Raw genomic sequence first — 24,768 nt, 5'->3', positions numbered from 1 at the left:
ATGATAGTCGATGAACGCATCGATCACGGTGTTCCCTTTGATTGGGGACGCGTATCGGACGAATATGCGCGCTATCGCGACATCTATCCGGCGCGGTTCTACCGGAGGATCCTCGACCGTGGCCTATGCCGTGACGGACAGTACGTCCTCGATTTGGGCACCGGTACGGGTGTGATTCCGAGAGCCATGGTCCGGTATGGGGCGACTTGGGTCGGCGTCGATATCTCCGAACGGCAGATCGCCCAGGCGCGGAGGCTTTCCGAAGGCATGGGCATTGTATATCGCACGATGCCGGCGGAGCATATCGATTTTCCCGACGGCATGTTCGACGTGATCACGGCATGCCAATGCTTCTGGTACTTCGACCATGAGGCGATTCACGGCACACTGCATCGCATCCTCAAACCGAATGGGCGCATCCTCGTGCTGTATATGGCGTGGCTGCCGTTCGAGGATCCGATCGCGGGAGCGAGCGAACGGCTGATTCTGAAATACAACCCGGACTGGAGCGGCGCGGGGGAACGGATGCGTCCGATCGACATCCCCGCCTGCTACTCAGACGGTTTCGAACTCGTTCATCATGAGGAATACAGACTCGCCGTGCCGTTCACACGCGAGAGCTGGAACGGACGGGTGAAGGCATGCCGGGGCATCGGTGCGTCGCTCCCCGCACGTGAGATTGCGGCGTGGGAACGGGAGCATAAGGCACTGCTCGAGCGCATCGCCCCGGAACGGTTCGAGGTGCTGCATTATGCCGCGATGGCCGAACTGAAACGCATCTGAACAGTGATAATGGTCATAGGCAAAATCCGAAACGAATGGCGGTTCATGCCGAACATCGAGACGACGGGAATCCGCTACTCCACGCCGCCCAGCAGGGTGTGCGCGTAGGCGTGCAGCTGCTCGCGGGTGAGCTCGTGCCCGCGCAGATACGCCCAATCGAGCACGAGCATCATCGTGTTCGCGTAATGGTCGGCGATGAGGTCGGCCGGCAGGTCGAACCGGTCGAGGTCGACGCAGGTGCGCATGATCTCGTGCGCCCGTCCCTCGATGAACATGTGCAGGCTGGAGAACAGGGGGCCCGCCGGCGGATTGTGCTCCAGCACCGCGCGCAGCAGATCCGCGTTGGATTCCAGCAGGTCGGCCATCGCGTCAAGAGCGGTGTCCACGCGATGTTCCGGCTCGGACGATGCGAGGTCGGTCAGATTCGTTTGCATGGACAATGCCGTCCAACAGTAGTTCAGCAGATCGTCGCGGTCCTCGAAGTAGTTGTAGAACGTGGCGCGCGGATAGCCGGCCCGTTCGCACAGTGCGTTGACGCTGATATCGGTGAACGGTGTGGTCGCCAGCAGCCCGGTCATCGCGTCGAAGAACGCGTCGAGCGTGCGCTGCGTGCCGCGCGTGAGTTTGCCGTTGAGATCCTTCTTCATGATCATCCAGCATATCCTATCGTCCAGAATTTTGCAGTTGTAAAACTATGTGATAGTTTAGACAACTGTAAAAACATAGACGTATGGAAAGTTGGAATCACGATGAACGACATGATCTTGGCCAGTGGCAAGACCGCGACCGCGACGCCGATCGCCGAACCGTTGACCCTGCCCTGCGGAGTGACCGTGAAGAACCGGTTCTACAAATCCGCGATGAACGAAGCGCTCGCCGGCCGCGACTGCGCCCCGACCGAGGAGCACGTGCGTCTCTACCGCACGTGGGCGAGGGGAGGTGCGGGCGTGCTTGTCACCGGCAACGTGATGGTCGATCGCACCCAGCTCGGCGAGCCCGGCAACGTCGCCGTCGAGGACGAGCGTGACCTGGACATGCTGCGCCGCTGGGCGGCTGCCGGCACTGAACACGGCGCGCACTGCTGGATGCAGATCAACCACCCCGGGCGCCAGTCGCCCATCACCATCAACCCGCATCCGCTCGCCCCGAGCGCCGGCGGAATCGACGGCGAATACGGCAGGTTCTTCGCCGAGCCCACCGAACTCACGGTCGGTCAGATCCGCGACATCGTGCGCCGGTTCGCCACCACGGCGCGCATCGCGAAGAAGGCGGGCTTCACCGGCGTGGAGATCCATGCGGCGCACGGATACCTCATCAACCAGTTCCTCTCACCGCTCGACAACCGGCGTGCCGACGAATACGGCGGAAGTCTCGAAAACCGCGCCCGGTTCCTGTTCGACGTGTTCGACGCGGTGCGCGAGGCGGTCGGCCCCGATTTCCCCGTGGCGGTCAAACTCAATGCGCAGGACGGCGCGCCGGGCGGCTTCAGCGAGGAGGAGTCCATCTGGGTCATGAAGCAGCTGGAGACCCGAGGCGTCGACCTCATCGACATCTCCGGCGGCACCTACGCCAAGCCGGTCATCCAGACCAACAGCGGCGCGGCCGAGGACCGCAGGCGCGGCGTCTACTTCACCGACTTCGCACGCCGCGTCAAAGGCGAGCTGACCGTGCCGGTCGCCCTGACCGGCGGCTTCCGCAACGCACGCGACATGGAACGGGCGCTCGATGAGGGCATCACGCAGATGATCGGCATCGCGCGTCCTCTGGCTCTGGTCCCCGACCTGCCCAAGCGCATCATCCGCGACCCATGGGACGGCAGCGTCGAGCTGCCCCGCGTCACGACCGGCATCAGGGCCCTCGACAAGGCGTTCGGCGGCATCCTCGTCATCAGCTGGTTCGAACTGCAGATGCACCGCATCGCGCGCGGGGAGGGGCCCGATCCGCGCATCGGCGGCCTGAAGGCGCTGCTGTTCGCCCTCGGGCAGCACGGTCCCGCAGCGCTCACCCCGCGTCGCCGCAAAGGGCGGCGGTAATCTTTGCCGTCAACGTTCAATGGTCCGAAAATGCGAGTAAATGAATAAGGAGTCATCGAATGGATATCGCCATCGTCACCGGTGCGTCATCGGGTCTTGGGGCGGCGTTCCTCGAGGCGATCGTCGCCCGATACCGGAATCTCGATGAGATCTGGATCATCGCTCGACGCGAGCAACGGCTGCGCGCGCTCGCCGAACGATACGGCAACCCGAATACACGCATACGGGTCATTCCGCTGGATCTCACCGCGGCGGAAGCCCATGGGGAATTGACCGCATTGTTGAGAGAGGCGCGGCCGAACATTCGCGTGCTGATCAACAACGCCGGCTACGAACATGAAGGATTGCTGCGCGATATGGATCCGGCGGACATCCGCACGATGATCGACCTCAATGTGACCGCCGTGACGATGGTCAACCGTATCTGCCTGCCGTACATGAGCAGCGGAAGCTTCGAGGTGATCACCGGATCGGTGTCGTCCTTCGCGCCGATTCCATGGCAGGCCGTGTATGCCGCGAGCAAGGTGTACGTGAGGTTCCTCGCCCGTGCGTTGCACGAGGAGGAACATGCGCGCGGCGTGAACGTGATGCTGTTCAGCCCCGGCAACATGGATACCGAAATGAACGTGCGCGGCGCCGCCTCCGGCAAACTCGCCCGACTGCCGTACCTCGACCTGCATCGGGAGACCGGGAAGGTGCTGGCGAAGGCGGAACGCGGATGCGCCGAGTACACGCCGTTGGCGTTCTACAAGCTGTATCGCGTGTTCGCCAAACTGGCGCCCTCCGCGCTTGCCGTCCGCGTCGACAGTTTCGAAACGGGTGGGGCCGGCGGCGTATCCGCCCGTTGAGTCCGCACCGCTCCGCCGTAGCCTCGCCGCGTCCTCACCACAGGATGTCGATCGGGGCGGTGGTCTTGTTGATCTCGATGATGCGGCAGATCTCCTCCGGCGTCTCCTTGCAGCCGCGCCGGATCCACAGCCAGATGATCGAGGCGACCGCCGAGACGAGGATCTCCATCGCGTAGTCCGCCGGAATGCCGTTGTAGGAGGACTGGGGATCGGCGCCGAACCGTGTCGCCTGCGCCACGATCAGTTGCTTGAGCACCTTCTTCAGTTTGTCGTAGAGCTGCATGTCGTTGCCGGAGCGCGAAATCGCGTTGAAGAACGCGTAGTCGTCCCGCACATAGCGCAGCGCGGCGGAGATCGACTCGGTCTGGAACGCATCGCAGATCGCCCGGCCGGTGGCGCTCGACGTGGTGTGGGCTTCCGCATCGGAGTTGTCGACAAGGATCGTCGTCAGCTCCTCGATCGTGTCGTCGATGAGCTGCTCCCTGAGATCGAACTTGTCGAGGTAGTGCATGTAGAACGTGCCCCGGTTGATGCCCGCGGTGCGTGCGAGGTCGCTCACGGTCATCGCGTCGAATCCCTTGGACTGCGCGAGGCTGGTGAATGCGGCCTTGATCTTCGCCTCGGTCTTGGTGTTTCGTTTGGTGGTCATGGTGCTCCCGTCGGTGGTATCGACAGTCGATTATATCAACATGTTGTCGATATTGGCGATTGAATCGACAATTTCCGGCTGGCTGTCCAATCTGAACAGAACCCCTGAAAACGTTCATTGACCGGCCATTCCTGGCGTATCTAGAATCACAACCAACTTAAATCAACACGTTGTTTATTGAGGAGCGAAAGGAACCGACAATGGCCTACATCGATATGGTCCACAGCTTCAAGCGCTATCACATGGGAGACACCGTCATCACCGCCAACAACGACGTCAGTTTCGGCATCGAGAAGGGCGAACTCGCCATCATCCTCGGCTCGTCCGGCGCCGGCAAATCCACCGTGCTCAACATCCTCGGCGGCATGGACACCAACTCCGAAGGTCAGGTCATCATCGACGGCAAGGACATCTCGAACTACACCGCCCACCAACTCACCGACTACCGCCGCCACGACATCGGCTTCGTGTTCCAGTTCTATAACCTCGTCGCCAACCTCACCGCCAAGGAGAACGTCGAACTCGCCTCCGAAATCGTGCAGGACGCGCAGGATCCGGTGCAGACGCTCATAGACGTGGGGCTCAAGGACCGCATCGACAACTTCCCGGCGCAGCTCTCCGGCGGCGAACAGCAGCGCGTCGCCATCGCACGCGCCGTCGCCAAGAACCCCAAGATCCTGCTGTGCGACGAGCCGACCGGCGCACTCGACTACAACACCGGCAAACAGGTCCTCAGGATCCTGCAGGACCAAAGCAGGAAGAAAGGCGCGACCGTCGTCATCGTCACCCACAACTCCGCCATCGCGCCCATCGCCGACCGCGTCATCCACATGCACGACGCCCGCGTCAAATCCATCGACGTCAACGAGCACCCGATGGACATCAACGACCTGGAGTGGTGACCGCCATGACCCGCAAACACATGCTGTGGAAGGACATCCGCGTCACCCTCGCCAAATCCCAAGGACGCTTCGCCTCGATCGTCAGCCTCATGCTGCTCGGCTCATTCGCGCTCGTCGGACTGTTCGCCACCGGCCCCGACATGCAGGCGACCGGCAGGACCTTCTACGACGAGCACAATCTCGCCGACGTGACCGTCATCAGCGACTACGGATTGAGCCGCGACGACGAGACCATCATCCGCGACACCGCCGGCGTGCGTCAGGCCGAATTCGGCTACTTCAAAGACGTCACGATCAAAGGCAGCGACCACAGCCTGCGCATCTACTCCAAACCTGACGCCGTCTCCGGATACCACGTGACCGAAGGCCGGCTACCGGACAAGACCGGCGAGATCGCGCTCGACTCAGGCGAACGCGACAAATACGCGATCGACAGCACCGTCAACGTCACCGAACTGCCCGACATCGCCGGCGACACCATCCTCAAACGGACCGAATACACCGTCGTCGGATTCGTCGACGCCAGCGAGATCGTCTCCGACCTCAACATGGGCCAATCCACCGCCGGAACCGGCGAACTCGACGGCTACGGCGTGGTCGTGCCGAAGACGTTCGACTCGGACGTGACGATGATCGGACGCATCACCTTCGACGACACGCAAGACCTCGACTACTGGACCGCCGACTACCGCGACCGCGTGCAGGCGCACAAGGACACGCTCACCAAACGCCTCTCCGGACAACCCGAAGCACGCGAAGCCGCCATCCGCGAAGACCGCCGCGCACAGATCGACAAGGCGCAGGCCAAGGTCGACGACGCGAAGCAACAGCTCACCGATGCCGAACAGCAGCTCACCGACGCGAAGACCCAGATCGAAACCGCCAAGGATCAGATGACCCAAGGCGAGATCGACGCCGTCGACCAAGGCTCGTCCGCGGCCGCCGAACTCTCCGGCGCACTCGCGCAGATCGCCTCGGCCAGCTCGCAGATCACCGCCGGACAGACCAAGCTCGCCGCCGGAGCGCAGCAGCTCGCGCAAGGACAGGTCCGACTCGACTCGTCATGGAGCCAACTCACACAGGCCAAGACGCAACTCGACACGGCGCGCGCCGCCCTCGAATCGGTCAAACCCGTGCTCGACAAAACCGGCGAGCTGCTGACCGACTGGGCCGACAGCGGCCTGACCGGTGGCGTGTACGACACCATCAAAGCGCAATACGACAAGGCGCTCGCCGCCTACAACGACGCCGTCACCCAATACAACACGCAGCTGGACGCCTACGACACCGCGCTCAAGCAATGGAACGACGGCGCCGCGCAACTCGACCAGAATACCGAGGAATACCAGAGGAACGCCTCCGCGCTCGCCGACGCCTCCAACCAGCTCGCGAACAAACAGGCCGAACTCGGCCAGGCCATCTCCAAGGCGCCCGCAGGCGCGTCACACGACGGCAGCGCCTCGGCCGGCGCGAAGCAGCTCATCCAAGGCCAACGCGACATCGACAAGGCCGAGGACGAATACAACGCGAAACTACAGGAATTCAACGACGCGAAACCCGCCGCCGAACGGAAGATCGCGGACGCGGAACATGACATCGCGCTCGCCCGTGAGAAGGTCGACACGCTCGAAGTGCCCGCCTACTCGATCGACGGCAGGCGTGAGGGCCTCACCTCCAACGGCTACCGCGTGTACGAAACCATCGCGAACATCGTGGGCAAGCTCGCCATGATCTTCCCCGTGTTCCTCTACTTCGTGGCCGCGCTCGTCACGTTCTCCACGATGGGCCGCATGGTCGACGAGGAGCGCGTCAACTCCGGCACGCTGAAGGCGCTCGGCTACGGCAACGCGGACATCCTCAAGAAGTTCACGGTCTACGGATTCGCCGCCTCCACCGTCGGCACCATCCTCGGCGTCGCGGCCGGGCACACGATTCTGCCGCTCATCGTCTACCACGCGTACAGCGACGGGTTCACCATGCCGCTCATCGAACTCAAGTTCCATCCGGCCGTCACCGTGGCCGCGTTCCTGCTCGCCTGGACGAGCGCCGTCGTGCCGGCCATACTGGCCGCCGCACGCGAACTCAAGGACAGGCCGGCCGCGCTTCTCCTGCCCAAACCGCCGGCGAACGGCTCGAAGATCCTTCTCGAACGGTTCGGCTTCATCTGGAACCGGCTCAGCTTCACACGCAAGGTCACCGCGCGCAACCTCTTCCGCTACAAGACGCGCGGCTTCATGACGATCTTCGGCGTCATGGGCGCCGTGTCGCTGCTCGTCGCCGGACTCGGCGTGCAGGGGTCCATCGACCAGATCAGTGAACGCCAGTTCGACGAGGTCGTCCACTACGACATGATCGTCGCCGAGAAACCCGACGACAACGACGAACAGCGGGCCGCGGTCGCCAAGGCCATGACCGACAAGGCCGTGGACCAGGCGATGCCGATCCGCTACGAGGAGCTCACCAGAACCGCGGGCAAAGCCGACGACAAGCAGTCGATCACGCTGCTCGTCACCGACGACGCATACAACCTCTCCGACTACGTGACCCTGCGCTCGCGCGTCGGCCACAAGCCGCAGATCCTCACCGACCGCGGCGCAGTCATCTCCGAACGCATGGCCGCGATGCTCGGCGCGAAGGCCGGCGACACGATCCGCGTCACCGGCGAGGACGGCGCCGAACGCTCCGTGCGCGTCGACGGCGTGAGCGAGGCGTACATCGGGCACTACATGTACATGACGTCCGGCGGGTACGAGCACGTGTTCGGCAGGGACTACCGGTCGAACGCCTATCTCGTCAACCTCAAAGACGATTCCATCGCCAACGCCGAGAAACAAGGCGCACGGTTCATGAGGAACGACGGCGTCAGGGGAGTGGTGCAGAACACCACGATGAAGAACCAGGTCGCCACGATCGTCGAGTCATTGAACCAGATCATGGAGGTGCTCGTGCTCGTGGCCGGTCTGCTCGCCGTGGTGATCCTGTACAACCTCACGAATCTGAACGTGTCCGAACGTATCCGCGAGCTGTCGACCATCAAGGTGCTCGGCTTCCACTCGAACGAGACCACCATGTACATCTACCGCGAGACCATCGTGCTCTCCGCGCTCGGCATCCTCGCCGGCTACGGGTTCGGCGCCGGGCTCCACCGGTACATCATCACCGAGGTGCCGCCTGACGAGGTCATGTTCGACCCCGCGCTGGGATGGCCGGCGTTCGTGGCGCCCGCTGTGCTCGTCGCCGTGGTGCTGGCCGTGCTCGGCGTGGTCGTCTACCGGCAGCTCAGGAACGTGGACATGCTCGCCGCGTTGAAATCGGTGGAATAGCCATTGCGTTGGGTGAGACGGACGGTGAGCTGGTGAGACGGCGGACGGTCGAGAAACACGCGGGCGCTAGCATCGTCGGACAGACACGTTCCGTCCGTCCGATGAGGAGATGCATATGCCCGAAGTGTCGCGTCGCGCCCAGGAGGCCCTGTACCCGTCCGTCCGTGAGATGTATGAGATGGCGTCCGGCATGGAGGACGTCATCTCCTTCATGATCGGCGAACCCGGGTTCGACACGCCCCGCGAGGTGGTCGACGCCGCGTACGCCGCCGCGCGCGCGGGGGACACGCACTACACGCCCAACAGGGGGACGGTTGCGTTGCGCCGCGCATGGTGCGCCTCCCGCAACCGCGCCGACGGCGTCGACTACGATCCCGACACCGACATCATCATCACCGCCGGCGGCATGGAAGGTGTGTTCCTCGCCATGACCGCGGCCATGGACGCCGGCGACGACATCCTCATCCCGGACCCCGGATACGCGAATTACTTCGGCCAGGCCCAGATGACGGGCGTCAACGTGGTGCCCGTGCCCCTGCATGAGGAGCACGGCTGGCGCATGCGCGCGCAGGACGTGGAGGCCGCCGTCACGCCGCGGACTAGGGCGCTTCTGCTCAACTCGCCTTCGAACCCCACCGGCGCCGTCATCGGACCGGACGAGCTCGAACGCATCGCCGACGTGGCACGCCGGCACGACCTGTGGGTGATCAGCGATGAGGTGTACCGCGCGTTCGTCTATGACGACGCGACGGAATGCCGCTCCATCTCACAGGTGCCGGGCATGCGGGAGCGTACGCTCGTCATCGACTCGTTCTCCAAGACGTACGCGATGACCGGATGGCGCATCGGTTGCGTCTTCGGTTCGAAGGACGCCGTCGACCGCATGACCGTCATGCAGGAGAACGTCGTCTCCTGCGTGCCGGGCGCGCTGCAGGCGGGCGCCGTGGCCGCGCTCGAAGGCGCCGCCGATATCCTGCCCGTCATGAAGGCCGCCTACCGCGCGAACCGGCGTATGGTGGTCGACGCCGTCGCCGACATGCCGCTGGTGGGTTGCGCCGAGCCCGACGGCGCGTTCTACGCGCTCGTCAACGTGAAGAGGACCGGTCTGTCCGACCGCGACTTCGCCGTGCGATTGCTGCACGAGGCGCACGTGGCCGTCACGCCCGCCTCCGGTTTCGGCGCGCGCGGCGCCGGATACGTGCGCATCTCGTACGTGGGCACGGCCGACGACACGGCCGAGGGACTGCGCCGCATGCGCGCATGGCTCGAGACGCTCGCCTGAACGCGCCGACGGGCGTCGTACGGGCGTCATGCGGACCTCCCGGACGCCCGCACGACGCGGCCGGATCAAGGAAAACCCGAATCGCGTAAAATTGGGTATTGACTTTTCACGCAACTCGGTATATGGACAGCGAAACGCAAACGACATAGGCCGACGCTACGCTGTCAACAGCAACTGACAGAGGTGGCGCGCTTCGGCGTGCCCGCTAACGATTGAGGTGATTCCGGTGACATTCAAAGCCCCGCTCGATCTCACGGTCCATGCTCCGGACGGCATGTACGACCCTTCCAACGAGCATGACGCCTGTGGTGTGGGCATGGTCACCACGCTCAACAAGAAGCCCGAACACAAGATCGTCAAGGACGCCATCGAGGTGCTCGTCAACCTCGACCATCGTGGCGCCGTCGGCGCCGAGGAGAACACGGGTGACGGTGCCGGCATCCTCATGAGCATGCCGGACGAGTTCATGCGTGCCACCGTGCCCGCCGAACTGCCCGAAGCCGGCCACTACGCCGCCGGCATCGCGTTCCTCGACCGTGACATCGAGACCTCCGGCCAGCAGGAGCAGGCCATCGCGAAGATCGTGCGCGAGGAGGGCCTCGAGGTCCTCGCCTGGCGCGTCGTGCCCACCAACCCGGACGGGCTCGGCCTGCAGGCGCTCGCCGCCATGCCGAGCTTCAAGACGCTCGTCGTGGCCGATCCGGACGGGGGACTGGCCGGCATCGAACTGGACAGGAAGACCTTCCGCATCCGCAAGCGCGTCGAGCATGAGGTGGGCGTCTACTTCGCCTCCCTGTCCGCGCGCACCATCACCTACAAGGGCATGCTGACCACCATGCAGCTGACCCACTTCTTCCCGGACCTCGTGGACGAGCGCATGAAGGCCGTCGTCGCCATCGTGCACTCCCGCTTCTCCACCAACACGTTCCCGAGCTGGCCGCTGGCCCAGCCGTTCCGCCTGCTCGCGCACAACGGCGAGATCAACACCATCCAGGGCAACCGCAACTGGCTGTCCGCGCGCGAGGGCCGTCTGAGCTCCGAACTGCTCGGCGAATTCGAACCGCTGCTGCCGATCACCACGCCCGGCTACTCCGATTCCGGCACCTTCGACGAATGCCTCGAACTGCTGCACCTCGCCGGACGTTCCCTGCCGCACGCTATCTCGATGATGCTGCCGCCGGCCTGGGAGAAGAACGACCAGCTCGACCCGGACCTCAAGGCCTTCTACGAGTACAACAACACGCTCATCGAGCCGTGGGACGGCCCGGCCGACATCGTCTTCACCGACGGCACCCAGGTGGGCGCCCTGCTCGACCGCAACGGTTTCCGCCCCGGCCGTTGGCAGCTCACCGACGACGGCTACCTCGTGCTCGCCTCCGAGGCGGGCGTCCTGCCGGAGGTCGAGCAGAAGCACATCGTCTCCAAGGGCCGTCTCGAGCCCGGCAAGATGTTCCTCGTCGACACGGCCGAAGGTCGCATCATCCCGGACGAGGAGATCAAGAAGACCCTCGCCTCCCAGCACCCGTACCGCCAGTGGGTCGAAGGCAACTCCGTGGAGATGAGCGACCTGCCCGCCCGCGAGCACGTCAACCACTCCGGACAGTCCGTCCAGCGCCGCCAGCGCGCCTTCGGGTACACCGAGGAGGACCTGAAGCTCGTCCTCACCCCGATGGCCAACACCGGCAAGGAGCCGCTCGGCTCGATGGGCAACGACACCCCGCTGCCGGTCCTGTCGAAGCGCAGCCGCATGCTGTTCGACTACTTCCACCAGAAGTTCGCGCAGGTCACCAACCCGCCGCTCGACTGGGAGCGTGAGGAGATCGTCACCTGCCTCGAATCCGCCATCGGCCCGGAGCCGAACCTGCTGACTGATTCCGAGCTGCACGCCAAGAAGATCCTCATCCCGCTGCCCGTCATCAACTCCGACGAGATGGCCCAGCTCAAGCGTCTCGACAAGGCGCGCATCCTCGGCGGCTACTACCGTCCGTACGTCGTCAAGGGCCTCTACCAGGTGGCCGGCGGCGGCGACGCCCTCCAGGAGCGTCTCGACGAGATCTTCGCCGAGATCGACGAGGCGATCGACAACGGCAAGAACTTCATCGTGCTGTCCGACCGCGACTCCAACCACACGTGGGGTCCGATTCCGTCCCTGCTGCTCACGTCCGCCGTGCAGCACCACCTGCTGCGCCGCCACACCCGCACACAGATCTCCATGGCCGTCGAGGCCGGCGACGTGCGCGAGATTCACCACGTGGCCCTGCTCATCGCCTACGGTGCCGCCTGCGTGAACCCGTACCTCGCGTTCGAATCCGTCGAGAACCTCTCCCGCGAAGGCTACGTGAAGGTCGATCCGGCCACCGCCGTGAAGAACCTCACCAAGGCGCTGTCCATCGGCGTGCTCAAGATCATGGCCAAGATGGGCGTCTCCACCATCATGAGCTACCGCGGCGCCCAGCTGTTCGAGGCCGTGGGCCTGAGCCAGCAGGTCGTCGACGAATACTTCACCGGCACCACCACCCGCGTGGGCGGCGTCGGCCTCGACGAGATCGCCGAGGAGGTCGCCTCCCGCCATCGCGTCGCCTACCCGAACCAGTGGACCGCGTCCCCGCACCGCAACCTGCGCACCGGCGGCCTCTACAAGTGGCGCCGTACCGGCGAGGATCACCTCAACGACCCGGAGGCCATCTTCCTGCTGCAGCAGTCCACCCAGCGCGGCGACTACGGCATGTTCAAGAAGTACTCGCACCACATCGACGACACCTCCAACAGGCTCATGACGCTGCGCGGCCTCATGAAGTTCAACAACACGCGCAAGCCGATCGACATCTCCGAGGTCGAGCCGGCCAGCGAGATCGTCAAGCGCTTCTCCACCGGCGCGATGAGCTACGGCTCCATCTCCCAGGAGGCGCACGAGACGCTCGCCATCGCCATGAACCGGATCGGCGCGCGCTCCAACTCCGGCGAGGGCGGCGAATCCGACGACCGTATCGAGGATCCGCAGCGCTACAGCCGCATCAAGCAGATCGCGTCCGCGCGTTTCGGCGTCACCTCCGACTACCTGGTCCACGCCACCGACCTGCAGATCAAGCTCGCCCAGGGCGCCAAGCCGGGCGAAGGCGGCCACCTGCCGGGTGCCAAGGTCCCGCCGTGGATCGCCAAGGTCCGCCACGCCACCCCGGGCGTCGAGCTCATCTCCCCGCCGCCTCACCACGACATCTACTCCATCGAGGATCTCAAGCAGCTGATCAACGACGCGAAGATGGCGAACCCGAAGGCGCGCGTCCACGTCAAGCTCGTCTCCGAGTTCGGCGTCGGCACCATCGCCGCCGGCGTGGCCAAGTGCCATGCCGACGTGGTGCTGATCTCCGGCTACGACGGCGGCACCGGTGCGGCCCCGCTCAACGCGATCCGCCACGCGGGCACCCCGTGGGAGATCGGCCTGTCCGAGACCCAGCAGACGCTGATTCTCAACGGCCTGCGCTCCCGCATCGTCGTCCAGTGCGACGGCGAGCTGAAGACCGGACGCGACGTCGTCATCGCGGCGCTGCTCGGCGCCGAGGAGTTCGGCTTCGCCACCGCGGCGCTGATCGTCGAAGGCTGCGTCATGATGCGCGCATGCCAGAAGAACACCTGCCCGCAGGGCATCGCCACCCAGGATCCGGAGCTTCGCGCCCGCTTCCGCGGCAAGCCCGAAAGCGTCGTGAACTTCTTCATGTTCATCGCCGAGGAGGTGCGCGAGATCCTCGCCCAGCTCGGCTTCCGCACGCTCGAGGAGGCCGTCGGCCACGTCGAGTGCCTGGATCAGGACGAGGCCATCAAGCGCTGGAAGTCCGACGGCATCGACCTGACCAACGTGCTCAAGCAGTCCGGTCCGGTCCCCGGCACCATCCTGCACAACACCGAGCCGCAGAACCACGAGCTCGAGAAGGCGCTCGACAACAAGCTCATCGAGCTCGCCGAGCCCGCGCTCGAACGCAAGGAGCCTGTGCGCATCGAGATGCCGATCCGCAACGTCAACCGCACCGTCGGCACGATGGTCGGCTACGAGATCACCCGCCGCTACGGCGCGCCCGGTCTGCCCGACGACACCATCGACATGACCCTGCACGGCTCCGGCGGCCAGTCCATCGGCGCGTTCATCCCGCGCGGCGAGACCATCCGCGTGTACGGAGAGGTCAACGACTACGCCGGCAAGGGCCTGTCCGGCGGACGCCTCATCGTCCGTCCCGAGGACGGCGTGACCTTCGACCCGCATGAGGACGTCATCGCCGGCAACGTCACCGGCTTCGGCGCCACTTCCGGCGAGATGTTCGTCGCCGGCAAGGCGGGCGAACGCTTCGCCGTGCGCAACTCCGGCGCCACGTTCGTCGTCGAGGGCGTGGGCGACCACGGCTGCGAGTACATGACCGGCGGCACCGTCGTGGTGCTCGGCCCGACCGGCCGCAACTTCGGCGCCGGCTTCTCCGGAGGTAACACGTACGTGCTCGACCTCGACATGAAGCAGGTCAACCCGGAGGCCGTGGAATCCGGCGCGCTGCTCTTCGAGCCGCTCGACGCCGAAACCTCCGACCTCGTCAAGGGCCTCGTCAAGAAGCACGCCGAGGAGACCGGCTCCGCGTTCGCCGCCGGCCTGCTCGAGGATTGGGACGCGACCGCCAAGCGGTTCACGCACGTCGTGCCCAAGCACTTCATCGCCATGGAGAAGGCCATGGCCGAGGCCGAAGCGGAACACATCGATTTCAACACGCCCGGCGCCTGGGAGCAGGTGTACGAGCACGTCATGGAAGGAGCGCGCTGAGATGGGCGACCCGAGAGGATTCCTGAAAGTCCGCACCCGCAGGGAGCTGGCGGAGCGCCCCGTCCAGGAGCGCATCAAGGACTGGTTCGACGTCCACGCCGAATCCGGTCTGCAACCGTGGACCACCGAACAGGCGGCCCGCTGCATGGACTGCGGCACCCCGTTCTGCATGACCGGCTGCCCGCTGGGCAACCTCATCCCGGAGTTCAACGACCTGGTCCGCCAGGAGCAGTGGGAGGACGCCTACCAGCGGCTCTCCCTGACCAACAACTTCCCCGAGGTGACCGGCCGCATCTGCCCGGCCCTGTGCGAACAGGCCTGCGTGCTCGGCATCCACCAGCCGCCGACGATGATCAAGAACGACGAGTGCACGATCATCGACCAGGCGTGGGACCTTGACTACGTCAAGCCGATGCCGCCGCAGCGTCTGACCGACCAGACCGTCGCGGTCGTCGGCTCCGGCCCGTCCGGCCTCGCCGCCGCGCAGCAGCTCACTCGCGCCGGCCACACCGTCGTCGTCTACGAGAAGGACGACGCGCTGGGTGGCCTCATGCGCTACGGCATCCCGAACTTCAAGCTCGAGAAGACGCTCATCGACCGCCGCATCAAGCAGATGGAGGCCGAAGGCACCCGCTTCGAGACGGGCGTGGAGATCGGCAAGGACATCAGCTGGGACGACCTGCGCGACCGGTACGACGCGGTCGTCGTCGCCATCGGCTCCCGCGTGCCGCGCGACATGAAGATTCCGGGCCGTGAACTCGACGGCATCCACTTCGCCATGGACTTCCTGCCTGACGCGACCCGCCGCATCTACGGCGCGCCGCTCGAGCACGACATCACCGCCAAGGACAAGCACGTCATCGTCATCGGCGGCGGCGACACCGGCTCCGACTGCCTCGGCACCTCCATCCGCCAGGGCGCGAAGGACGTCACCGTCCTGCAGATCATGCCGAAGGAGCCTTCGAAGCGTCCCGACAACCAGCCGTGGCCTACCTTCGCCCGCCTCTACCAGAAGACCACGTCGATGGCCGAAGGCGGCGAATACCTGTACTCCACCGATTCGGTGAACTTCATCGGCTCGGAGGAGGAGCAGTCCCGCGTCCACGTGGAGAACTCCACCACCGCGGAAGGCTTCGTGGCGGACGAGCACGGCCATGTGACCGGCCTCAAGGTCGTGTCCGTCGCCCCCGGCGAGAACGGTCCGTTCACCCGTCAGCCCGGCACCGAACGCGTGCTGCCCGCCGACCTGGTCCTCATCTCCGTGGGCTTCCTGCACCCGGACACTTCGACCATCGTCGACCAGCTGCCCGTCGAGCTCGACAAGCGCGGCAATATCGCCCGCAACGACAAGTTCGCCACCTCCCAGGACGGCGTCTTCGTGTGCGGCGACGCCGGCCGCGGCCAGAGCCTCGTGGTGTGGGCCATCGCGGAGGGCCGCTCCTGCGCGGCCGCCGTGGACGAATACCTGTCCAGCGAGCACACCAGCGAGCTGCCCGCGCCGATCACGGCCTCGCAGCGTCCGATGATGCTGCCCCGCTGATACATGGTTGATACCTGTCCGATAGAGGGGATTCGTTTGCTACTCCGACCGTGACACGTTCCTCTGGGTTGGAATCATTTAAGGGTCTCTTGTATATGCCAGTTGCCTGATTGGCATATGCAAGAGACCCTGTTGCATTGCATGGCATGATCAGAGAGCGTTCTGGGCTATGGACACTCTGAAACCGAATGAAAAAACTTTGATTCCATACCGTATATGCTGGTATATAAGGGATTTTGAAGTGTGTTCCCCGCATACGCGGGGATGATCCCAGTCCGGCCGGTTCGACACCCTGACGATGCTCGTGTTCCCCGCATACGCGGGGATGATCCCTCGCTCGGCGGTGATTGAGTTTTGCTTATCAAGTGTTCCCCGCATACGCGGGGATGATCCTTTGCAATGCACGATGTCGGCGGGGCCGTAATCGTGTTCCCCGCATACGCGGGGATGATCCCCAGGTCACGTCGTTCGCGGCCTCATTGGTCAGGTGTTCCCCACATACGCGGGGATGATCCCGATTGCGAGGCCCTGATGCCCAGCTACAGTCGGTGTTCCCCGCATACGCGGGGATGATCCCTCCCAGTATCCGGGCGCGCCTTCGACCGGCTTGTGTTCCCCGCATACGCGGGGATGATCCCGTGCTGGGCTTCGCGTCCTTCATGTTCAGCCGTTGTGTTCCCCGCATACGCGGGGATGATCCCTCAAGACGCACTACGAGAAGGCCAAGGGCCTGGTGTTCCCCGCATACGCGGGGATGATCCCGGCCGGCGATGGCGGCGGCGTTACGCTGCGTGGTGTTCCCCGCATACGCGGGGATGATCCCGGTACCGGCTGGATCAGCGGCCACTCCGGAGGGTGTTCCCCGCATACGCGGGGATGATCCCATCGCGTGAGTCTCGCCCGGACCATTGGGAGGGTGTTCCCCGCATACGCGGGGATGATCCCACAACTGTGTTGATGGTGCCTACCTGCATTCCGTGTTCCCCGCATACGCGGGGATGATCCCGCCTATAAGATGTTGCCGAATGACGGGACGATGTGTTCCCCGCATACGCGGGGATGATCCCGAGCAGATTGCCCCTCTACGGCCGAATGTAATGTGTTCCCCGCATACGCGGGGATGATCCCTATCTCAACAAGCTGCTCGCCAACCCCGCAGCGTGTTCCCCGCATACGCGGGGATGATCCCCAGGCGCTCAAGGAGCACGAGGACGCCAACGAGTGTGTTCCCCGCATACGCGGGGATGATCCCCTTGGCGGGGATGCGGCCCGTGTCGGGGTCGCGTGTTCCCCGCATACGCGGGGATGATCCCTGGTCCTGGACTTTGAGCACGTAGTCGGCGCGGTGTTCCCCGCATACGCGGGGATGATCCCGACAAGCAGATGACTCTTCCGGGCATGGAGGAGTGTTCCCCGCATACGCGGGGATGATCCCTCATACGCGGTGTCGTCGCCGGCCGCAAGCGCGTGTTCCCCGCATACGCGGGGATGATCCCGACCGGGACGAATACATGGTGGGCATGCTGTCGTGTTCCCCGCATACGCGGGGATGATCCCTCGTCAAGGCCATGCTCGCCGAAACCGACATGGTGTTCCCCGCATACGCGGGGATGATCCCGCGGTCAGGTGTTCGCCCGGCGTCCACGCGTTGTGTTCCCCGCATACGCGGGGATGATCCCGCGGCCGACTTCCCGCCACCACGACGGGCCTAGTGTTCCCCGCATACGCGGGGATGATCCCGAGTGGGTCGCCGACCAGATCAAGCTCATCCAGTGTTCCCCGCATACGCGGGGATGATCCCGTGGGCAACCTGTTGTATAACGCCGGCGCGTCGTGTTCCCCGCATACGCGGGGATGATCCCGGTCGGGCCGTGGAGACTGTACGGCTTCACGTGTGTTCCCCGCATACGCGGGGATGATCCCCGTCAGCATTGGTACATCGCGCAGCGCGGCAGGTGTTCCCCGCATACGCGGGGATGATCCCGTGACCTCCCAGCTTGCCGCGAACGGCGTGCAGTGTTCCCCGCATACGCGGGGATGATCCCAGTCGTATCGAATCGAGTACCGCGCGTGCGGCGTGTTCCCCGCATACGCGGGGATGATCCCTCCTATGTTGTTAATGCTGTTAGCAATGGTGAGTGTTCCCCGCATACGCGGGGATGATCCCGCGATTGGGGCACCGCCGTGAGGATCCTCGAGGTGTTCCCCGCATACGCGGGGATGATCCCTCGTCAAGGCCATGCTCGCCGAAACCGACATGGTGTTCCCCGCATACGCGGGGATGATCCTGGGCTTTTGCGCTGGTTTCATCATACCGTTTCGTGTTCCCCGCATACGCGGGGATGATCCCATGATAGGCAACGTGGTAAGCACGGTGAAAAAGTGTTCCCCGCATACGCGGGGATGATCCCGAATGTACTTGTACGTGTAATCGGCTTCGAGGGTGTTCCCCGCATACGCGGGGATGATCCCTGCCATGTGTTCACGCCGGGCGATGCTGCCGCGTGTTCCCCGCATACGCGGGGATGATCCCGGGCCGGAATGGTTTACCGAATGGCGGTTGCGGTGTTCCCCGCATACGCGGGGATGATCCCCCGGCGTTCCGCAATGCGGTCAGCCATGCGCGGTGTTCCCCGCATACGCGGGGATGATCCCGTAACGAACTGCAATGGCTGGCCGTGGAATTGGTGTTCCCCGCATACGCGGGGATGATCCCTGGCGTTCCCGCGTGTGGACGCCCGCGCTGCGGTGTTCCCCGCATACGCGGGGATGATCCCCGGTACAAGCGGGAGCTGCGCGTCTACGTGCTGTGTTCCCCGCATACGCGGGGATGATCCCGGGAGGCGCGCCATGCCGGACGACACCACCACGTGTTCCCCGCATACGCGGGGATGATCCCGCGGCCTCCAACGCTTCGAGGCACGTCATTGCGTGTTCCCCGCATACGCGGGGATGATCCTCCGGGGCGGTCCGGCAGTTGGAGCGGCCGACGGTGTTCCCCGCATACGCGGGGATGATCCCGACCCGAAGTACGGACGCGGACTGTGCAAGCGGTGTTCCCCGCATACGCGGGGATGATCCCGGTTCCACAGCATCGGCGAGTAGACCTTTCAGGTGTTCCCCGCATACGCGGGGATGATCCCCTCACCGGCATCACCGTCACCGCCACCATCGTGTGTTCCCCGCATACGCGGGGATGATCCCCCCAGCAAGCGTACGGACAGCAGCCGAACGGCGTGTTCCCCGCATACGCGGGGATGATCCCGGCGGATTGTCGCGGCGCCGCAATACCCGTCCGTGTTCCCCGCATACGCGGGGATGATCCCTGACGGACACAAGGGAAATCACGCGAAATGAGGTGTTCCCCGCATACGCGGGGATGATCCCGTCTGCATGTTGCTTGTCGCGGTGGTGGCGAAGTGTTCCCCGCATACGCGGGGATGATCCCGGAGGCGACGAATCATGACGCTCACGGCCTTCGTGTTCCCCGCATACGCGGGGATGATCCCGTTGATGATGTCCATAAGCTTTTCCATGGGTGGTGTTCCCCGCATACGCGGGGATGATCCCGTCTTGGTGGCAGCGTTCCAAAAGAACGGGGAAGTGTTCCCCGCATACGCGGGGATGATCCCCGTACGTGCTGACCCAGATAGTCCCGGACAACGTGTTCCCCGCATACGCGGGGATGATCCCCGTCCCAGTCGGTCGGACAGTACGTGGACAAGGTGTTCCCCGCATACGCGGGGATGATCCCCGTCCCAGTCGGTCGGACAGTACGTGGACAAGGTGTTCCCCGCATACGCGGGGATGATCCCTGCCGGATGGGCTCAAGGAATGGTACAACACGGTGTTCCCCGCATACGCGGGGATGATCCCTTCTCCACCTCCGCCGCCTCGAAACTGTCGACGTGTTCCCCGCATACGCGGGGATGATCCCCAACCGAAGACGAGATCCGCGAAGCCGAATCGGTGTTCCCCGCATACGCGGGGATGATCCCGCGGCCTCCAACGCTTCGAGGCACGTCATTGCGTGTTCCCCGCATACGCGGGGATGATCCCGCGGCCTCCAACGCTTCGAGGCACGTCATTGCGTGTTCCCCGCATACGCGGGGATGATCCCCAAAGGAGAACAAGCAATGAACACCACCACAGGTGTTCCCCGCATACGCGGGGATGATCCCGGCACGATCTCGAACACGTGTTCGGGTTCGTCGTGTTCCCCGCATACGCGGGGATGATCCCGGACCACGCCGGTCTTGCCTTTGACGCCGTGCGTGTTCCCCGCATACGCGGGGATGATCCCTGAACAGTGAAAGGGCGGCCATGACAATCATCGTGTTCCCCGCATACGCGGGGATGATCCCTCACCGACGACGAGAAAAACGCCCTCATTGACGTGTTCCCCGCATACGCGGGGATGATCCCTACGTCAAGTCTGTGGAACTGGTGGACGACGAGTGTTCCCCGCATACGCGGGGATGATCCCGCCAAGGCGTACCAAGTGAGGCAGATTCTCAAGTGTTCCCCGCATACGCGGGGATGATCCCTGTGGGGCATCAGCAACGCCGGCGACTACAGGGTGTTCCCCGCATACGCGGGGATGATCCCCCGCGCTTGTCCGTCTGCGAACCATCCGGCTTGTGTTCCCCGCATACGCGGGGATGATCCCTGGTGCAACCCCAACCCCTCGTCAGACGCCGAGTGTTCCCCGCATACGCGGGGATGATCCCGCGCCGGACAGGCCGCCGGAGAGGATGTCGGTGTGTTCCCCGCATACGCGGGGATGATCCCACCGGGAACGACTCAGAAGTCGGGTTCGTCATGTGTTCCCCGCATACGCGGGGATGATCCCGGGCGGAGAACGAGAACGAGCGGTTGCGCACCGTGTTCCCCGCATACGCGGGGATGATCCTGTGCGGTGCGCGAACCTGATGCGCCATCCATCGTGTTCCCCGCATACGCGGGGATGATTCCGGCTGGAGAGTGTTTTCAATGAACGCCCGTTCGTGTTCCCCGCATACGCGGGGATGATCCCGTCGAAATCAATGTCCCAGTAGATTTCTCCGTGTGTTCCCCGCATACGCGGGGATGATCCCGCGCTACGATTATGGACGTTTCCAAGTTTACCGTGTTCCCCGCATACGCGGGGATGATCCCGTGCTGTCGGCCGTGCCCTCGGTGCTCATGACGTGTTCCCCGCATACGCGGGGATGATCCCTGGCTTGAATCGGGCCAGTGGCGCGACTACCAGTGTTCCCCGCATACGCGGGGATGATCCCTATCCATCCTTCACGCGAGTTACAACCACGTTGTGTTCCCCGCATACGCGGGGATGATCCCCCGCCCGACTCCTTGCCCGGTTGACGCGACACCGTGTTCCCCGCATACGCGGGGATGATCCCCCGCCCGACTCCTTGCCCGGTTGACGCGACACCGTGTTCCCCGCATACGCGGGGATGATCCCCGGTCTCGGCTTCATCCAAGGCGTGTGGAGCGGTGTTCCCCGCATACGCGGGGATGATCCCATGCCAGTCAAGGGCACTTCGAAGGTTTGCTCGTGTTCCCCGCATACGCGGGGATGATCCCTGGGGGCGATGCTGTGGCGCAATGGGAAGGCCGTGTTCCCCCGCATACGCGGGGATGATCCCGCGGCATCGACAAAAAATCCAGCATCCCGTTCGTGTTCCCCGCATACGCGGGGATGATCCCGTGAGCACGCCGGACGGGCGCGCGGCCTCGTCGTGTTCCCCGCATACGTGGGGATGATCCCAGGTGCGTGGCCGGGTTGGGCGCGTCGTAGTCGTGTTCCCCGCATACGCGGGGATGATCCCGCGATTGGGGCACCGCCGTGAGGATCCTCGAGGTGTTCCCCGCATACGCGGGGATGATCCCGTCGCTTCTTTCCTTTCAGGGTGACGTGTTGAGTGTTCCCCGCATGCGCGGTGTGTTTTAGCAAGTTGGCGTCCGCTTTGTGAGCGGTGTTTTCCGCAGTGTAGGCAGCGGGTTTCCCGCGGCGTGAGCGGTGGTGCCGCTGCCTGTGTGCGTGTTGTGTTGTTGTGGTTGGGTTATTTGGTCATGAGGGCGTGTTCGCTTCGGTAGGAGCGGCCCTCGAATCTGATGAGTCGTCCGTGGTGGACGGTGCGGTCGATGAGGGCGGCGGCCATGTTCTTGTCGCCGAGGATGCGTCCCCATCCGCTGAATTCGATGTTGGTGGTGTAGATGATGCTCCTTGTCTCGTAGCTGTCGCTGATGATCTGGAAGAGGAGGCGGCTGCCTTCCTCATCGATGGGCAGGTAGCCGAACTCGTCGATGATCAGCAGGCGCGCCTTGCCGATGGCGGCGAGCTCCCTGTCGAGACGGTGCTCCTGTTGGGCGCGGCGCAGGCGCATGAGCAGTCCGGTCGCGGTGAAGAACCTGACTGGTACGCCTTTGTCGCAGGCGAGCCTGCCGATGGCGATGGCGAGGTGGCTTTTGCCGACCCCGACGGGCCCGTAGAGCACGAGGTCCTCGCGGGCGTCGACGAATTCGAGGCTCTCGAGCTGGGCGCGCCCCCAGTCGGCGGGCATCCTGAGGTTGGTCCAGTCGTAGCCGTCGAGGGTCTTGTCGGCGGGGAAGCCGGCCTGTTTCAGCAGACGCGTGCGTTTGGAGCGTTCGCGTGAGTCGAGCTCGGCCTGGAACCAGCGTTCGATGAGGTCGAGCTGGTTGGGGGTGGTGTCGGCCAGCGTGTCCGCGAGCACGCTGCGCGTGAGGGTCAGGCTGCGGCTCATCCTCAGGATGCGTTCGCTCTTCTCGGTCGTGGACGCGCGCCGGCGGCGCGTCTCGGGGATCACGGGGTCGGGTCTGGCGCTCATCGGCCTTCCTCTCCTTGGTCGTGCGTGTCGGTGATGAACCGGTCGTATCCGGTCAGGTCGGGTTCGGCGACCGCGCCGGGGTATTCCCAGTCGCCGTCGCGCATGCGCAGCGCGATCGGGGTGAGCGAGTCCGCGTGCAGTCCCATGGCCTTGTTGCGGCGCAGGATCTCGTCGCATGCCCGCATCGCGGGTTCGAACCCGGCGGCACGGCACGCGTCGCCGATCGCCCCGAGGCTTTCCCGCAACGTCCTCTCATCCATGGAGTCGAGCCATCCGCGCACGTCGTCGGGCACGTCGGGGCGGATCGGGCTTTCCCGCCATGCGCCGGGGCGCACGGCGAGCATGGGCATCACCAGCGCCGGGTCCTGCAGGACGCGCGGCCCGTCGCCATAGGAGCGGGGGTATTCGGCCAGGACCTCGCCGGAACAGGGGTCCATGAGCGTGACCGTGTCCCAGCGCAGGGGCGGCCAGCACGCGCCTGCGCGCCCACGCCCCGCCCGCCAGATAGGAACGCGAGTCGACCTGGATCCGGCCGTGCTTGTCGGCGCGCCGCTCCTCCCAACGCACCGGATCGAACCGTTCGGCCGGCAAAGGCAGCAGACGCTCCCGCTCCCCGGCGAACACCTCCGCCACGGGCACGTCCATCAGACGCGGGCAGTACGACCCGACGGCCAGTTCGTCGCACCGCTCGAGCATGAGACGGCTCAGCTGGCCGTAGGACTCCGCACGCATGGGCGGGACCATGAGATTACGCCGCAGGAACCCGACCGCGTTCTCCACGCTGCCCTTCTCATGCCCGGAATACGGGTTGCAGAACCTGGCCTCGACGCGGTGATGCGCCAGGAACGCGGAGAACACCCCGGTCAACGTGATCTCGCCTTTCGCATTGCGATGGCCGGCGCCCGTGGCGTTGTCCAGCACCATCAGGGGCGGGACGCCGCCCACGTGCTCGAACACCAGCATCAGCCCCTCGCACAGGCACTCCGCGTTCTCGCCCGGCATCGCCACGCACAACCGCATGTTCGAATACGGGAACGACACCACCAGGCAATGCGTCTGCGTCTCACGGCCCGCGACGAACGCCAACGCCACGCCGAAATCGACCTGCATCACCCCCGGCGCCCACTCGAGATCCAGGAACCCGTCCGAGGAATCCCGGTTCGTCTCCCGCCAACGCTTCACGTACCGCTGCACCCCGGAATACGAGCCCGCGAACCCATGCTCGCGTACCAACCGGTCGTACACGCGCCTGGCGGTATGACGCTGCTTGCGCGGCAACCTGCAATCCGCCTCCAGCCAACCGTCCACGACCGGCATGAACTCGTCCAGCTTCGTTCCATACCTGCGGTCCACAGGCCGTTTCGGACTCATATCACGCATATCCGCGTACTTCGCGACCGTCCCCCGGTCGACATGCAGCCGCCGCGCTATCTCCGCTCGAGACAACCCCTGACGGTCGAGTCTCCTGATATCGTGCTGAATGGGCATCGGTATCGCCATGATCCTTTCCTTCCCGGAACGCCGGCCGGCGGCAACCGGCCGGATCGAATCGACTTGCAATCCGGGAATATACAGGCGGCGGAACCGATGCCTCTTCACATCACCGGGAAACGATGACGACACCGGGGAAAACGAGGTGGTGCCGTTTTCTTGGACTGTGATCCGGGAGGAGCCCATCGTGGCGAGGTATACGAGGGAGCAGCGGCGGCGTGCGGTCGAGTTGTACGTGCAGTACGAGTGCTGCGCGGCGGATGTGATC

The 24,768-nt window shown here is 64.6% G+C and carries 12 protein-coding genes, 1 pseudogene and 1 CRISPR repeat array; of the genes and pseudogenes, 9 read left to right on the top strand and 4 right to left on the bottom strand.

The window, feature by feature from the left end; translation table 11 throughout:
* Positions 1-783, top strand: a complete 783-nt coding sequence (locus KIH78_RS10010; RefSeq protein WP_219132233.1) for a methyltransferase domain-containing protein — start codon at positions 1-3, stop codon at positions 781-783.
* A 74-nt stretch (positions 784-857) separates the two neighbouring features.
* Here KIH78_RS10010 and KIH78_RS10005 read toward each other — a convergent pair whose 3' ends face one another.
* Complete coding sequence (locus KIH78_RS10005) at positions 858-1,436, bottom strand: TetR/AcrR family transcriptional regulator (protein ID WP_219132232.1); 579 nt, start codon at positions 1,434-1,436, stop codon at positions 858-860.
* A gap of 105 nt (positions 1,437-1,541) precedes the next feature.
* Here KIH78_RS10005 and KIH78_RS10000 point away from each other — a divergent pair, with 105 nt between their 5' ends.
* Positions 1,542-2,816, top strand: a complete 1,275-nt coding sequence (locus tag KIH78_RS10000; protein WP_236034577.1) for an NADH:flavin oxidoreductase/NADH oxidase family protein — start codon at positions 1,542-1,544, stop codon at positions 2,814-2,816.
* Positions 2,817-2,875: 59 nt separating this feature from the next.
* Positions 2,876-3,664: an SDR family NAD(P)-dependent oxidoreductase gene (locus tag KIH78_RS09995; RefSeq protein ID WP_219132230.1), complete on the top strand. Its 789-nt coding sequence runs from the start codon at positions 2,876-2,878 to the stop codon at positions 3,662-3,664.
* A 34-nt stretch (positions 3,665-3,698) separates the two neighbouring features.
* Here KIH78_RS09995 and KIH78_RS09990 read toward each other — a convergent pair whose 3' ends face one another.
* Positions 3,699-4,313 (bottom strand): TetR/AcrR family transcriptional regulator, encoded by a 615-nt coding sequence (locus tag KIH78_RS09990; protein WP_219132229.1) that lies wholly within the window; start codon positions 4,311-4,313, stop codon positions 3,699-3,701.
* Between the two features lie 200 nt (positions 4,314-4,513).
* Between KIH78_RS09990 and KIH78_RS09985 the strand changes: the two genes are divergently transcribed.
* From KIH78_RS09985 to KIH78_RS09965, 5 genes are all read left to right on the top strand, one after another.
* Positions 4,514-5,215 (top strand): ABC transporter ATP-binding protein, encoded by a 702-nt coding sequence (locus KIH78_RS09985; protein ID WP_214312334.1) that lies wholly within the window; start codon positions 4,514-4,516, stop codon positions 5,213-5,215.
* A gap of 5 nt (positions 5,216-5,220) precedes the next feature.
* A complete protein-coding gene (locus KIH78_RS09980) occupies positions 5,221-8,538 on the top strand; it encodes an FtsX-like permease family protein (protein ID WP_219132228.1) in 3,318 nt (1,105 codons plus the stop codon).
* Between the two features lie 115 nt (positions 8,539-8,653).
* Positions 8,654-9,820, top strand: coding sequence for a pyridoxal phosphate-dependent aminotransferase (locus KIH78_RS09975; protein ID WP_219132227.1), 1,167 nt, complete (start codon positions 8,654-8,656; stop codon positions 9,818-9,820).
* Between the two features lie 226 nt (positions 9,821-10,046).
* Positions 10,047-14,618 carry a glutamate synthase large subunit gene (gene gltB / locus KIH78_RS09970; RefSeq protein ID WP_219132226.1) on the top strand — a complete coding sequence of 1,524 codons (4,572 nt, stop codon included), beginning with the start codon at positions 10,047-10,049 and terminating at the stop codon, positions 14,616-14,618.
* 1 nt (position 14,619) lies between these two features.
* Entirely contained in the window at positions 14,620-16,158 is a 1,539-nt protein-coding gene (locus tag KIH78_RS09965; protein ID WP_214312326.1) for a glutamate synthase subunit beta, read from the top strand.
* Between the two features lie 243 nt (positions 16,159-16,401).
* Positions 16,402-22,050: direct repeats of the CRISPR family, unit length 29 nt; unit sequence GTGTTCCCCGCATACGCGGGGATGATCCC.
* Positions 22,051-22,223: 173 nt separating this feature from the next.
* Here KIH78_RS09965 and istB read toward each other — a convergent pair.
* Together istB and istA are read right to left on the bottom strand one after the other, a co-directional pair.
* Positions 22,224-22,988 carry an IS21-like element helper ATPase IstB gene (gene istB / locus KIH78_RS09960; protein WP_219132244.1) on the bottom strand — a complete coding sequence of 255 codons (765 nt, stop codon included), beginning with the start codon at positions 22,986-22,988 and terminating at the stop codon, positions 22,224-22,226.
* 17 nt (positions 22,989-23,005) lie between these two features.
* Positions 23,006-24,509 (bottom strand): annotated as a pseudogene (gene istA, locus KIH78_RS09955) (IS21 family transposase).
* On the opposite strand from istA, the gene KIH78_RS09950 reads away from it, so the two are divergent.
* Positions 24,490-24,768, top strand: a 279-nt coding sequence (locus KIH78_RS09950) for a hypothetical protein (protein WP_219132225.1), incomplete at its 3' end; no start/stop codon positions are given. The pseudogene istA and the gene KIH78_RS09950 sit on opposite strands and share 20 nt — an antisense overlap.

The sequence above is a fragment of the Bifidobacterium saguinibicoloris genome, from assembly GCF_019331725.1.
GTDB lineage: Bacteria > Actinomycetota > Actinomycetes > Actinomycetales > Bifidobacteriaceae > Bifidobacterium > Bifidobacterium saguinibicoloris.
Note: the sequence above shows the minus strand (reverse complement) of the source record. Positions and strands in the feature narration are given on the sequence as shown.

Excerpts from the sequence above, each read along its gene's own strand:
- KIH78_RS10010 (WP_219132233.1), top strand. The coding sequence starts at position 1 with ATGATAGTCGATGAACGCATCGATCACGGTGTTCCCTTTGATTGGGGA.
- KIH78_RS10005 (WP_219132232.1), bottom strand. The coding sequence starts at position 1,436 with ATGATCATGAAGAAGGATCTCAACGGCAAACTCACGCGCGGCACGCAG.
- KIH78_RS10000 (WP_236034577.1), top strand. The coding sequence starts at position 1,542 with ATGATCTTGGCCAGTGGCAAGACCGCGACCGCGACGCCGATCGCCGAA.
- KIH78_RS09995 (WP_219132230.1), top strand. The coding sequence starts at position 2,876 with ATGGATATCGCCATCGTCACCGGTGCGTCATCGGGTCTTGGGGCGGCG.
- KIH78_RS09990 (WP_219132229.1), bottom strand. The coding sequence starts at position 4,313 with ATGACCACCAAACGAAACACCAAGACCGAGGCGAAGATCAAGGCCGCA.
- KIH78_RS09985 (WP_214312334.1), top strand. The coding sequence starts at position 4,514 with ATGGCCTACATCGATATGGTCCACAGCTTCAAGCGCTATCACATGGGA.
- KIH78_RS09980 (WP_219132228.1), top strand. The coding sequence starts at position 5,221 with ATGACCCGCAAACACATGCTGTGGAAGGACATCCGCGTCACCCTCGCC.
- KIH78_RS09975 (WP_219132227.1), top strand. The coding sequence starts at position 8,654 with ATGCCCGAAGTGTCGCGTCGCGCCCAGGAGGCCCTGTACCCGTCCGTC.
- KIH78_RS09965 (WP_214312326.1), top strand. The coding sequence starts at position 14,620 with ATGGGCGACCCGAGAGGATTCCTGAAAGTCCGCACCCGCAGGGAGCTG.